Raw genomic sequence first — 12720 nt, forward strand, 5'->3', positions numbered from 1 at the left:
GTCGGGTACGACCGGTATTCAGACAACGTCGATCCGGCCCGCTGGTTTCATAGTTTTCCGAGCCATGCGACGACCTGAGCGGCAATCGGCATGAATATGCGATCGTCGGGATCCGCCGCGGGTGGCGTCCCTGCGTCTGAGGCGGTGCGGATTCCGATTTTCAGCGGTACGCGGCCGAGGAACGGGATGCGGAGCTCGCGCGCCGCCGCCTCCGCGCCGCCATTGCCGAACGGGTCCGACGCCTCGCCGCAATGCGGACAGACATAGCCCGCCATGTTCTCGACCAGCCCGATGATCGGGATCCCCGCCTTCTCGAACAGGTCGATCGCGCGGCGTGCGTCGATCAGTGCGAGGTCCTGCGGGGTCGACACGATCACCGCACCCGCCGGGCGGTATTTCTGGACCATCGTCAGCTGCACGTCGCCGGTGCCGGGCGGCAGATCGAGCACGAGCGTGTCGGTCGCGCCCCAGTCCGCCTCGACCAGCTGGCCGAGCGCACCCGCCGCCATCGGTCCGCGCCAGGCGATCGCCTTGCCCGGCTCGACGAGCTGCCCCATCGACAGCAGCGGCACGCCATAGGGCGTCGGAACCGGATCGAGCACCTTGTCCTTCGCGGTGGGCCGCGTGCCTTCGACGTTCATCAGGCGCGGCTGCGACGGCCCATAGATATCGGCATCGACCAGCCCGACGCGGCGCCCGGCGCGCGACATCGCGATCGCCAGGTTGGCGGCGAGCGTCGACTTGCCGACGCCGCCCTTACCACTGGCAACCGCGATCAGCCGGCGCGTCGAGCGTTCGGCGGTGACGGCAATCCGCACCTCGGTGACGCCGGGCTGCGTCGCTGCCATGCGGACGGTCGCCTCGAGCGCATCGCGTTCCTGCGGGTCGAGCCCGGTCGCATCGATGATGATGCCCGCACGCGTCCCTTCGAGCCGGACGGTCGCCCGCTTGCCCGCCACCGCGGCAACCGCCGCCTTTACCGCTTCTAGATCGATCATCGGGGCCAGATAGGGCCGCCGGGGCCGCTTGGCACTGTTTTTCCTCCGGCGCCTACCTATAAAGGTTCGTATGACGATCTTCTTGCGCTGGTTCCAGCGCCCCGATATCCTCGCCACCGAAACACCGAAAGGCCCCTGGGGCGGTTCGGGCGACGACGGTACCAGCGGCCCACGCAATCCCTGGGCGCAACCTCCGGGGGGCCGCAAGACGACCGCGAAACCGACCGCGCTGGACGAGTTCCTGCGGAAAGCGCGCGGATCGGGCGGCGGCGGCGGTGGCGGCACGGGCGGTTTCGGGGGCATGCCGTCGGGCGCCAATGCTCGTGCGCTCTGGGCGATCGGCGTTGCGATCATCGCGGTCGTCTGGATCCTGTTCACCTCGGTGCACCAGATCGGCCCGCAGCAGCGTGGCGTCGTCACCTATTTCGGCAAATACGCCGGAACGCTCGACCCGGGCGTCCGCCTGACGATGCCCGCGCCGATCGCCGACGTGACGGTGGTCGACGTCCAGAAGATCCGCACCGACAATTTTCCCGTCGGCGATGGCGAGAATCTGACGCTGACCGGCGACCAGAACATCATCGACCTCGCCTATTCGGTCCGCTGGGACATCGCCGATCCGCGCGATTACGTGTTCCAGCTCGCCGAGCCGAACGACACCGTCCGCGCCGCCGCCGAGAGCGCGATGCGCGCGGTGGTCGCGACCACCACGCTCGACCAGGCGATCGGGACGGGGCGCACGGTGATCGAACAGCGCGTCGCCGAGCTGACGCAGCAGATCCTCAACGATTACAAGTCGGGCGTTCGCATCCAGGGCGTCGCGATCAAGCAGGCCGCCGCGCCCGCGCGGATCGTCGAAGACTTCAACGCCGTCACCGCCGCACAGCAGGAGGCGATCGCCAACCTCAACCAGTCGCGCTCCTATGCGCAGCAGGTCGTGGCGCGCGCGCAGGGCGAAGCCGCGTCGTTCGACAAGGTGTACGAACAGTATAAGCTCGCCCCCGAGGTGACTCGTCGCCGCATGTATTACGAGACGATGGAGGCGGTGCTCGCCAAGAGCGACAAGACGATCGTCGAGACGCCGGGCGGGGTGGTGCCGTATCTGCCCCTGTCGAACGCCAAGCGTCTTCCGAACCCCGAGGCGGTCCAGACCACGCCCGCGCCGGCCGCGGCGGCGGCTGTCCCCCAGTCCGGAGCTGCCCAGTGAACGCCGTGAGTTTCCGCAATCCGATCGTGGCCGGCATCGTCGCGCTTTTGCTGGTCATCCTGGCCGCATCGACTTTCGCGATCGTCCCCGAAACCAGGCAGGCGGTGATCCTACGGTTCGGCCAGCCGATCCGGACGGTGAATGCCTGGCAGCCCGACACGCCGTTCGGCCAGACCGGCGCGGGCCTGATCGCGCGTATCCCGTTCGTCGACCGGATCGTCTGGATCGACAAGCGCGTCCAGGATCTCGAACTCGACAATACGCTCGTGCTGTCGACCGACCAGCTTCGGCTCGAGGTCGATGCCTATGCGCGCTACCGGATCGTCGATCCGCGCAAGATGCGTAATGCGGTGGGCAGCGAGGACCGGATCCCCGATCAGCTTCGCCCGATCCTGGGGTCGGCGCTGCGCAACGAACTCGGCAAGCGACGCTTCGTCGAACTGCTCAGCCCCGAGCGGTCGGAGCTGATGGACAACATCCAGAAGGGTCTGCAGCGCGTCGCGAGCCAATATGGCGTCGAGATCGTCGACGTCCGGATCAAGCAGGCGAACCTGCCTGTCGGCCTGCCGCTCGAAAGCGCGCTCAAGCGCATGTCAAGCGCCCGCCAGCAGGAGGCGATCACGATCCGCGCCGAAGGTCAGAAGCAGGCGCAGATCGTGCGTGCGCAAGCCGATGCGGATTCAGCGAAGATCTACGCCGAGAGCTTCGGCAAGGACGCCGATTTCTACGATTTCTACCGCGCGATGCAGTCATACCGGCACACGTTCGGCGCGGATGGCGGACCAGCACCCGAAGGGTCGACGTCGATCATTCTTTCGCCGAACAACAGCTATCTGAGGGAATTCGAGGGCCGCGGGCGTTAAGCCTGCGGAACCTTCGAACGCCGTTCATATTCAAGCATCATTCATGACGACGTCCCTACAGGGTACCTGTTTCGATTGATGAAACGAGAGGACAACATCTAGTGCGTTACGCCTACGCCATTACCAGTGCTCTTCTCCTCGGCGGCGCGACCGCCACGCTCGCGCTCCAGCCAAGCGGTGCGCAGGTCGCACAGAACGAACCCGGTGCGATCCAGGCCGTGTCGCCCAAGCCCGGCGCTCCGATGAGCTTTGCCGACATGGTCGCGCGGCTCCAGCCCGCGGTCGTCAACATCTCGACCAAGCAGACGATCGTCCAGAAGCAGCAGGCCAATCCGTTCGCGGGCACGCCGTTCGGCGATCTGTTCGGCGGCATGGGCGGTGGTGGCCAGGGCGGCGCGCCGGTCAAGCGCGAGGGGGCCTCGCTCGGCTCGGGCTTCCTGATCTCGCCTGATGGCTATGTCGTCACCAACAACCACGTGATCTCGCCCGGCGCGCAGGGCGCGACGGTCGATTCGATCACGGTGACGCTGAGCGACAAGAAGGAATATGTCGCCAAGGTCATCGGCAAGGATCAGGAATCGGATCTCGCGCTGCTCAAGATCGATGCGGCCAACCTGCCGTTCGTGAAGTTCGGCGATTCGAACGGCGCGCGCGTCGGCGACTGGGTCGTTGCGATCGGCGAGCCGTTCGGCCTCGGCGGCACCGTCACCGCGGGCATCGTCTCGGCGATCAACCGCGTCACCGGCCAGGGCGGCGCGTATGATCGCTTCATCCAGACCGACGCGTCGATCAACCAGGGCAACTCCGGCGGCCCGATGTTCGATCTGAACGGCAATGTGATCGGCGTGAACTCGCAGATCTTCAGCCAGTCGGGCGGCAACATCGGCATCGGCTTCGCGATCCCCGCGGCGGTCGCCAAGCCGATCATCGCCACCTTCATGAAGGGCGGCACGATCGAGCGCGGCTATATCGGCGTACAGCTCGGCCGTACGGGTCCGATCGACGAAGATACCGCCGCGGCACTCGGCATCGCGAAGAATCAGGGCGAACTGATCAACGACGTTACTGCTGGTGGTCCGGCCGCAAAAGCTGGCGTACGCGCGGGCGACGTCGTCACGAAGGTGAACGGCCAACAGATTACGGCCGAACAATCCTTGTCGTATCTCGTCTCGAACGTGAAGCCCGGCCAGACGGCGCGTCTCGACATCCTGCGCAACGGCAAGCCTGTTGCCGCCAACGTGGTCGTCGTGCCGCGTCCTAGTGCGGACAAGCTGGCAGCGACGCTGGGCGGCGATGCGCAGGGCTTCGGAACCGACGATGGCGATGACGGCGACGATGCCACCACCGCCGCGCCGACCGCAGGCGCGGTGCTCGGGATCGGTGTCCAGCCGCTCACCCCGGCGATCGCCCAGGCAGTAGGTGTCGAGGCGAGCACGCAGGGCGTCGTCATCGCGGTCGTTGCGCAGACCAGCGACGCCTTTGGAAAGCTGAAGCGCGGCGACGTCATCATCTCGGTCAACGGCACGCCCGTCCGCACCGCGGCGGACCTCCAGAATGCGGTCAACGTCGCCAAGACGGCTGGTCGCCCGCAGGTCCTGTTGCAGGTCAAGCGTGGACGTAGCCCCGCACAGTTCCTGCCGGTCAAGATCAAGTAATCCACGACCGTAACGACTAGCCTGGAAGGACCGTCGCTCATCCGAGCAGCGGTCCTTTTTCTTTGCGGGCTGCGGGGATAGGGTCGGTGCCGGATAACGAGGACGAGAGCATGAGCGACGGCATCTTCATCGGCGCGAGCGTGGATGGCAAACCGCAGACGCTGGCGTTGAAGCGCGCGAACCGGCACGGCCTGATCGCGGGCGCGACCGGCACCGGCAAGACGGTTACGCTGCAGGGGATTATCGAGGGGTTCTCGGCAAACGGCGTGCCGTGCTTCGTCGCCGACGTGAAGGGCGACCTGTCGGGCCTCGCGATGGCGGGTTCGCCGACCGCCAAGACGCATGCGACCTTTGCCGAGCGCGCCAAGGCGATCGGCGACGATGGCTGGGCCTATGCCGACACGCCGGTGCAGTTCTGGGACCTGTTCGGCGAACAGGGGCATCCGATCCGCACGACGATCAGCGAGATGGGTCCGCTGCTGCTGGCACGGCTGATGGAGTTGAACGACGTGCAGGAGGGCGTGCTGACGATCGCCTTCCACGTCGCCGACAAGGAGGGGCTGCTGCTGATCGACCTCGACGATCTGCAGGCGATGCTGACCGAATGCGCCGGCCGCGCGGACGAGCTGACGGTGACCTATGGCAATGTGTCGAAGCAGTCGATCGGCGCGATCCAGCGGTCGCTGCTCCAGTTGCGCACGCAGGGCGCGGAGAATTTCTTCGGCGAGCCCGCGCTCGAGATGAACGACTTCATCGGCGTCGACGATCGCGGTCGGGGGATCGTCAACATCCTCGCCGCCGACAAGCTGATGGCGAGCCCCAAGCTGTACGCGACGTTCCTGCTTTGGCTCATGAGCGAACTGTTCGAGCATCTCCCCGAGATCGGCGATCCCGACAAGCCGGTGCTGTGCTTCTTCTTCGACGAGGCGCATCTGCTGTTCGACGACGCGCCCAAGGCGCTGCTCGAGAAGATCGAACAGGTCGTCCGGCTGATCCGCTCGAAGGGGGTGGGCGTCTACTTCATCACGCAGAACCCGATCGACATTCCCGATACCGTCGCAGGCCAGCTCGGCAACCGCGTCCAGCATGCGTTGCGCGCGTTCACGCCGCGCGACCAGGCGGCGGTGCGCGCGGCGGCGGAGACGTTCCGCGCCAATCCGGGCGTCGACGTCGCCACGGTCATCACCGAGCTGAAGGTCGGCGAGGCGCTCGTGTCGCTGCTCCAGCCCGACGGCGCGCCGACCCCGGTCGAGCGCACGCTGATCAAGCCGCCCGCGTCGCGAGTCGGACCGATCACACCCGCCGAGCGTAAAGTGATGATCGAGACCGATGCGATCGGCGCGAAATACGACACGCTGGTCGATCGCGAATCGGCGGAGGAACTGCTCGCGGCGAAAACCGAGGAGGCGAGCGCCGCGGCGGCCGAGGCGAAGGCGACGACCGAGGCGGAGAAGGCGGCGGCGGCGCAGGCCAAGCTCGATGCACGGGCGGCGAAAGAGGCGGAACGCCAGCGTGTCGCGGACCAGCGCGAGGCGGATCGCCAGCAACGTGAGGCAGACCGCGAGTCGGCGAACTCGCCCTGGACCAAGATGGCGTCATCGGCGACGCGGGCGGCAAGTTCGTCGATCGGCCGGCAGGTGGCGAACGAGATCGGCAAACAGGTGTTCGGCACGACATCGCGTCGGCGGTCGTCGTCGAGCGGCGGCCTGGTCGGCACCGTGCTGCGCGGGGTTTTAGGTGGGCTGTTCCGGGGGTAGGGTGCAGCATGACCCGGGGCAGGCTGCCCTCAACGAACCGCCACCCCGGCGGAGGCCAGGGCCCAGTTGGCAAGGTCGATGTAACGGAGTGTCGTCCCACGTTACCTCTGTTTCCCAACTGGGCCCCGGCCTTCGCCGGGGTGGGGCTCAAATGCTAGACAGGAGTTCCTGATGTCCCTCGATTTCGAATCCGCCACCGACTGGACCAGCATCGGCGAGGACAGCCTCGACGACGCGATCACGCTACGGCGCGCGATCCATGCCGACCCCGAAGTCGGCCTCCACTGCCCGCGCACCTCGGACAAGGTGAAGGCCGCGCTCGCCGGCCTCCCGCTCGAGATCCGCGAGGGGACGTCGACCACCGGCTTCGTCGCGATCCTGCGCGGCGGGCGCGGCGGCACCGCCGGTGGCAACGGGCGCACGGTCCTGCTGCGCGGCGACATGGACGCGCTGCCGATGCAGGAGGAAACCGGGCTCCCGTTCGCGTCGAAGGTCGACGGCGCGATGCACGCCTGCGGCCATGATTCGCACACCGCGATGCTGGTCGGCGCGGCGAAAGCGCTGTGCGCACGCCGCGACGAGCTGCCCGGCACCGTCGTCTTCATGTTCCAGCCCGGCGAGGAGGGGCATCACGGCGCCCGCCACATGATCGCCGACGGCCTGCTCGATGCGCCGCTGCCCGAGGCCGGGTTCGCGCTGCACATCTCGCCCAACATGCCGATGGGGCATGTCGTCAGCCGCGCGGGCACGCTGATGGCGTCGACCGACACGCTGCGCGCGACGATCACCGGGCGTGGCGGCCATGCCGCGATGCCGCACGACTGCCTCGATCCGCTGCCAATCGCGTGCGAGATCGTCACCGCGCTCCAGACCTATGTCGCGCGGCAGGTCGCGGTCACCGACCCCGCGGTGCTGTCGATCACCAAACTCAACGCAGGGTCCGCGCACAACGTCATCCCGTCGACCGTCGAGATGCTCGGCACGATGCGCACGCTGTCGGAGCGGACCCGCGAACAGGTCCGCGCGGCGTTCATCCGCATGGTCGAGGGCATCGCCGCCGCACATGGCGCAGTCGGTACGCCGACGATCGAGGAAGGCTATCCGGTTACCGTCAACGACCAGCGCGCCACCGATCTGATGAAGGCGTGTGCGACCGCGATCGGCGGCGAGGGCGCCTATCAGGTGATGCCGCCGATGATGGGCGCGGAGGACTTCTCCTACGTGCTCCAGAAGCTCCCCGGCGCGATGGCATTCATCGGCGCAGCGCCCGAGGGCAGCGACCCGCGCACCAACCCGCCGCTCCACAATACGAAGATGACGATCGACGAACGCGTGATGGCGCACGGCATCGCCATGCACTGCGCGGTGGCGGAGCGGTTCCTGACGAACGGCTTCGACTGAGCCGCGCGCCGCGTACCCCCCATTTCGTCATCCTGACGAAAGTCAGGTCTTAGAGCCAAATACGGCACCGCCCGTGATCCTGGGTCCTGACGTTCGTCGGGATGACGGGAAAGTTTAGTTCAACGGCCGCGTGGTCCCCGCATAATTCGCAACCGCGGCCGCTGCATTCTGGATCAGCTTCTGCCGCTCCGGCATCGGCCGGATCGTGTCGCCGATCATTACCGCGATCGCATAGCGACGCCCATCCGGCGCGGTGAGCAGCCCAACATCGTTGAAGCCCGCGTTGCGCCGGCCGAGATCCTGCCCGGTCCCGGTCTTGTGCGCGATCTCCCACCCGCCGGGCAGCGCCGCGCGCAACCGGGCACGACCGGTGACCGACCGGCCCATCGTATCGAGTAAGATTTTGGTCGAGGTCTCGGACAGGAGATCCCCCTTCGCCAGCCGCGCAATGGCATCGGCGATCGCGATCGGCGCGGCGCCGTCGGGCGGATTGCGCACATAGGCGTCGAGCGCTGCCGCGCGCACCGCCGGCGACAGCCGGTTGCGCGCGGTCAGGAAGCCGCCATTGACCGCATAGGAAGGCTGCCACGTCAGCCCCGCGGTCCCGCTCTGCAACAGCCGCTCGCCGGGGCCGAAGCGGATCGCGCCCAGCTGTTTGCGCGCGATCATGCCGCGCACCGCCGACGGGCCGCCGACGCGCGTGAGCAGCCGGTCGTTCGCGGTATTGTCGCTATGCGTCAACGCGCGCGTAAGCAGGTCGCCGACCGTCGTGCGATAGCCGTCGCCCTTGACCAGCATCGCGATCGGCTGGTGGAACAGCGTCAGGTCCTGCGGGCGGACGACGATCGGCTCGTCGAGGCGGATCTTGCCCTGATCGCGCAGGTCCATGACGGTCAGCGCGACCCACAGCTTGCTGACCGATTGCTGGGGCAGCAACTGGCGGCCGCCGGCCTCGACCGTCCAGCCGTCGTCGACCGCGCGCACCGCGATGCCGGCCTTGCCCTGAAAGCCGCTCTGCAGTTGCGAAATCGCGTTGACCAGGCTGGAGGGCGCTGGGCGCGGCGTCCTCGGCAACGGCGGCGGCACCGGGATCGACACGAAACCGTCGGCCTGGTGCACCGGGGTGACCGCAGGCGGGGTGGGTCGCGATGCCGATCCACATCCGGCGAGCGCCACACCGAACAGGGTGGTTGCCAGAAGCCGCTTGAACGCACTCGCCGATGTCATGATGGATTGAACGCCCTGCACTGAAGCACCAATCCATATCGGCTGCTCCGTCGCGCGAAACAGCACCCCCGCACCGCTGCGACGAAGCGCGCGGGGGTTGCGCCCAATCGCGCCGAGGTCAGGGAACGAGAACCGTATCGACCGCATCGGGCAGAGTCTCCGGATAATCGAGCGTGTAATGCAGCCCGCGGCTTTCATGCCGGTGCAACGCGGACCGGACGATCAGCTCGGCGGTTTGGAGCAGGTTGCGCAGTTCGATCAGGTCGGGCGTGACGCGGAAATGCTGGTAATATTCGGCCACCTCGTCGTTGAGCAGCGTGATCCGGTGCTGCGCGCGTTCGAGCCGTTTGGTCGTGCGGACGATGCCGACGTAATTCCACATGAACCTGCGGATCTCGGTCCAGGTCTGCTTGATCACCACCTCCTCGTCCGAATCGGTGACCCGGCTTTCGTCCCAGGGGCGGATCGGCGGGGGCGGGGGCAGGCTGTCCCACGCGGCGGCGATGCTGTCCGCCGCCGCCTCGCCAAACACGAAGCATTCGAGCAGCGAGTTGGACGCGAGCCGGTTCGCGCCGTGCAGCCCCGATTCGGTGCATTCGCCTGCGGCATACAGGCCGGGCAGGTCGGTCTTGCCATGTTCGTCGATGACGATCCCGCCGCACGTGTAATGTTGCGCAGGGACGACCGGGATCGGCTGCGTCGTCATGTCGATGCCGACCGTCAGCAGCTTCTCGTGAATGTTCGGGAAATGGTGGCGGATGAACTCGGCTGGCATGTGGCTGATGTCGAGATGGACGTAATCGAGTCCATAGCGCTTGATCTCCGCGTCGATCGCGCGCGCGACGATATCGCGGGGGGCGAGCTCCATCCGCGCCGCGTCGTAATAGGTCATGAAGCGCTTGCCGGTCGACGGGTTGATTAACCGCCCGCCCTCACCGCGCACCGCCTCGGTGATCAGGAAGTTCTTCACCTCCAGATTATAGAGGCAGGTCGGGTGGAACTGCATCATTTCCATGTTCGAAACGCGCGCGCCCGCGCGCCACGCCATCGCGATCCCGTCACCGGTCGCGCCGCGCGGCGCAGTCGAGAACAGGTAAGTCCGCCCGGCGCCGCCAGTCGCCAGGATCGTCGCGCGCGCGGTGTAGAGCGCCACGCGCTCGGTCTTGCGGTCGACCGCATAGACGCCCCACACGTTGCCCGCGCCCGAATAGCGTTCCTCGTGACGGCCGGTCGCAAGGTCGATGGCGATCTGGTCGGGGACGAGCGTGATGTTCGGATGTGCCTCGGCCGCCTTTTGCAGCGCGTCCTGCACCGCCCAGCCGGTGGCGTCGGCGACATGGACGATCCGGCGATGGCTGTGCCCGCCTTCGCGCGTCAGGTGGAGTGCATTGCCCTCGGTCTCGAACGGCACGCCCAGACGGCTGAGCCGCTCGATCGCGGCGGGGGCGCCCTCGACGACCATCTCGACGATCGCGCGGTCGTTGAGGCCGGCACCGGCGACCATAGTGTCCTCTACATGATTCCCGAACGTGTCGCCGGGTTCGAGCACCGCCGCGATCCCGCCTTGCGCCCACGCGGTCGATCCCTCGTTCAGCGCGCCCTTGGCCAGCACCGTCACGGTAAAGCGATCCGCGAGGGTGAGCGCAGCGGTCAGTCCGGCGGCACCCGACCCGACGATGAGGATATCGCTGGTCATGCCGGTCGTGTTGGAAGGCCGCGTATCGTCGCGCGACGAGGGAAGAAAATCCTGCATTGCGCCGCTGTGGCACAAAAACGGGGCGGCAGGACAGGGTTTGCCGCAGACGCCAAGCCGCGTCGATGCGCAAACCCGAATCCCGGGGGTCGAACACGGGCCGGATCGCGCCTAGGCTGGAGCGCGTGAAGACCTATGACGCGCGCTTCTGGATCCTTGCCGCCGGCCTGTCGGGTATGGCCGGCTATGTCGACGCGATCGGCTTTCTCAAGCTGGGTGGCCTGTTCGTCTCGTTCATGAGCGGCAATTCGACTCAGCTTGCGGTCGGCGCGGTGCTTGACCCGCCGATGGCGGCGATGGCGGCGCGGCTCGTGCTTGGGTTCATCGGCGGGGTCGTCGTGGGCACGCTGCTGTCCGAGATTGCCGGCCGCTATCGCAAGTCTGCCGTCCTGGTCCTCGTCGCGGCGGTCCTTGCGATCGCGGCAGGCATCGACGGCCGCGCCTCGACCGGCTGGACGACGATCATGATGGCAGCGGCGATGGGATCCGCGAACACCGTCTTCCAGCGCGCGGGCGAGGTCAGCATCGGCGTGACCTATATGACCGGAACGCTCGTCAAGTTCGGCCAGCGGCTAGCTGGCGCGATGATCGGCGGGCCGCGCTGGGCGTGGCTGCCCTATCTGGTGCTGTGGGGCGCGCTGGTCGGCGGCGCGGTCGGCGGTGCACTCGCTTATGCGTGGCTTGGCACCGACGGATTGTGGATCGCCGCCTTGGTCGCGATCGCGCTGGCTGGCTATGCCGCAGCGCTCGGCCCCGCCGAACCTGCAGGCGCACGACACCGGCCTGCGGTGTAGCGCCTACCGCGACGTCAGGCGTTGGCGGCGCGTGTCAGGCTCAGGAACACGTCCTCGAGATCGGGTTCCTTGGTCGAGACATCGACGATCCCGAACCCGCCGCCTTGGATCGCCGCCAGCACTTCGCCGGCATTCACGCGATTCTTCTTGTAGGTGATCTCGAGCGTGCGATCGCCCTTGAGCGTGATCTTCTCGAAGCAAACGTTCGCTGGCACATCGGTCACGTCGCGGTCGACCGTCACCGCGACGATCTTCTCCTGCGCCTTGCCGACCAGCTCGCGCGTCGGCTCGTTGGCGATCAGGCGACCGTTGTTGATGATCGCGATCCGGTCGCAGAGTTCCTCGGCTTCCTCTAGATAATGCGTCGTCAGCACGACCGTGACGCCCGCCGCATTGAGGCTGCGGACATAGGTCCAGAGTTGCTGGCGAAGTTCGATGTCGACTCCCGCGGTCGGCTCGTCGAGCACGAGCACGGGGGGCGAATGGACCATCGCCTTGGCCACCATCAGGCGGCGCTTCATGCCCCCCGACAGCGTGCGGGCATAGGCGTGCGCCTTGTCCTCCAGATGCACCGCGCGGAGCAGCTCCATCGTCCGGCGCTTCGCCTTGGGCACGCCGTAAAGCCCGGCCTGGATTTCCAGCGTCTCGAACGGCGAGAAGAAGGGATCGAACAGGATCTCCTGGTTGACGATGCCGATCGAGGCCTTCGCGTTGCGCGGGTGCTCGTCCGTGTCGAAGCCCCAGATCGCGGCGTTGCCGTCGGTCTTGTTGACGAGTCCTGCGAGGATGTTGATCAGCGTCGACTTGCCCGCGCCATTCGGGCCGAGCAGCCCGAAGATCTGGCCGCGCGGCACGTCGAACGTCACGCCGTCGAGCGCGCGCTTGGGTGCCGCCGCGCCAACGGGGGCGTAGGTCTTGCAGAGATTGTTGATGGCGATCGCGGCTTCGGTCATGGTGGCGGCATAGCGGGGCGGGACGGGCGGGTCATCCCCTCGGGCGTCGCAAAGAAGATTTGTTCGCGCAGAGGCGCGGAGGCGCGGAGATGTTGCATCCCGCCTGTCGGTC

General features: G+C 67.2%; 10 protein-coding genes. 6 read left to right on the forward strand and 4 right to left on the reverse strand.

Annotated elements, in window-relative coordinates; all coding sequences use genetic code 11:
- Window positions 1–47: 47 nt before the first annotated feature.
- On the reverse strand, window positions 48–998 hold the full coding sequence (locus ASE88_RS11100; protein WP_056478120.1) for an Mrp/NBP35 family ATP-binding protein: 951 nt from the start codon (window positions 996–998) through the stop codon (window positions 48–50).
- Window positions 999–1068: 70 nt separating this feature from the next.
- Here ASE88_RS11100 and hflK point away from each other — a divergent pair, with 70 nt between their 5' ends.
- From hflK to ASE88_RS11125, 5 genes are all read left to right on the forward strand, one after another.
- A complete protein-coding gene (gene hflK, locus ASE88_RS11105) occupies window positions 1069–2205 on the forward strand; it encodes a protease modulator HflK (RefSeq protein ID WP_056478122.1) in 1137 nt (378 codons plus the stop codon).
- A 5-nt stretch (window positions 2206–2210) separates the two neighbouring features.
- The gene (hflC, locus tag ASE88_RS11110) at window positions 2211–3068 is read left to right on the forward strand and encodes a protease modulator HflC (protein ID WP_055873192.1); all 858 of its coding nucleotides are present in this window, start codon (window positions 2211–2213) and stop codon (window positions 3066–3068) included.
- A gap of 101 nt (window positions 3069–3169) precedes the next feature.
- A complete protein-coding gene (locus ASE88_RS11115) occupies window positions 3170–4723 on the forward strand; it encodes a Do family serine endopeptidase (RefSeq protein ID WP_055873188.1) in 1554 nt (517 codons plus the stop codon).
- 110 nt (window positions 4724–4833) lie between these two features.
- Window positions 4834–6480 carry a helicase HerA-like domain-containing protein gene (locus ASE88_RS11120; protein WP_056479409.1) on the forward strand — a complete coding sequence of 549 codons (1647 nt, stop codon included), beginning with the start codon at window positions 4834–4836 and terminating at the stop codon, window positions 6478–6480.
- Window positions 6481–6651: 171 nt separating this feature from the next.
- Complete coding sequence (locus ASE88_RS11125; RefSeq protein WP_055873182.1) at window positions 6652–7881, forward strand: M20 metallopeptidase family protein; 1230 nt, start codon at window positions 6652–6654, stop codon at window positions 7879–7881.
- 114 nt (window positions 7882–7995) lie between these two features.
- On the opposite strand, the gene ASE88_RS11130 is transcribed toward ASE88_RS11125, so the two are convergent.
- Both ASE88_RS11130 and nadB read right to left on the reverse strand, forming a co-directional pair.
- Window positions 7996–9108 carry a serine hydrolase gene (locus ASE88_RS11130; protein WP_056479412.1) on the reverse strand — a complete coding sequence of 371 codons (1113 nt, stop codon included), beginning with the start codon at window positions 9106–9108 and terminating at the stop codon, window positions 7996–7998.
- Between the two features lie 118 nt (window positions 9109–9226).
- The gene (gene nadB, locus ASE88_RS11135; RefSeq protein WP_056479414.1) at window positions 9227–10804 is read right to left on the reverse strand and encodes an L-aspartate oxidase; all 1578 of its coding nucleotides are present in this window, start codon (window positions 10802–10804) and stop codon (window positions 9227–9229) included.
- 182 nt (window positions 10805–10986) lie between these two features.
- On the opposite strand from nadB, the gene ASE88_RS11140 reads away from it, so the two are divergent.
- Window positions 10987–11655 (forward strand): YoaK family protein, encoded by a 669-nt coding sequence (locus ASE88_RS11140; RefSeq protein ID WP_156357008.1) that lies wholly within the window; start codon window positions 10987–10989, stop codon window positions 11653–11655.
- Between the two features lie 14 nt (window positions 11656–11669).
- On the opposite strand, the gene ASE88_RS11145 is transcribed toward ASE88_RS11140, so the two are convergent.
- The gene (locus ASE88_RS11145) at window positions 11670–12608 is read right to left on the reverse strand and encodes an ABC transporter ATP-binding protein (protein ID WP_056478124.1); all 939 of its coding nucleotides are present in this window, start codon (window positions 12606–12608) and stop codon (window positions 11670–11672) included.
- Window positions 12609–12720 lie beyond the last annotated feature (112 nt).

This window comes from Sphingomonas sp. Leaf38 (genome assembly GCF_001421825.1).
Classification (GTDB): domain Bacteria; phylum Pseudomonadota; class Alphaproteobacteria; order Sphingomonadales; family Sphingomonadaceae; genus Sphingomonas.

What these genes read in the sequence shown, in the direction of transcription:
- ASE88_RS11100 (WP_056478120.1), bottom strand. Translation starts at nt 998, where the DNA reads ATGATCGATCTAGAAGCGGTAAAGGCGGCGGTTGCCGCGGTGGCGGGC.
- hflK (WP_056478122.1), top strand. Translation starts at nt 1,069, where the DNA reads ATGACGATCTTCTTGCGCTGGTTCCAGCGCCCCGATATCCTCGCCACC.
- ASE88_RS11120 (WP_056479409.1), top strand. Translation starts at nt 4,834, where the DNA reads ATGAGCGACGGCATCTTCATCGGCGCGAGCGTGGATGGCAAACCGCAG.
- ASE88_RS11125 (WP_055873182.1), top strand. Translation starts at nt 6,652, where the DNA reads ATGTCCCTCGATTTCGAATCCGCCACCGACTGGACCAGCATCGGCGAG.
- ASE88_RS11130 (WP_056479412.1), bottom strand. Translation starts at nt 9,108, where the DNA reads ATGACATCGGCGAGTGCGTTCAAGCGGCTTCTGGCAACCACCCTGTTC.
- nadB (WP_056479414.1), bottom strand. Translation starts at nt 10,804, where the DNA reads ATGACCAGCGATATCCTCATCGTCGGGTCGGGTGCCGCCGGACTGACC.
- ASE88_RS11145 (WP_056478124.1), bottom strand. Translation starts at nt 12,608, where the DNA reads ATGACCGAAGCCGCGATCGCCATCAACAATCTCTGCAAGACCTACGCC.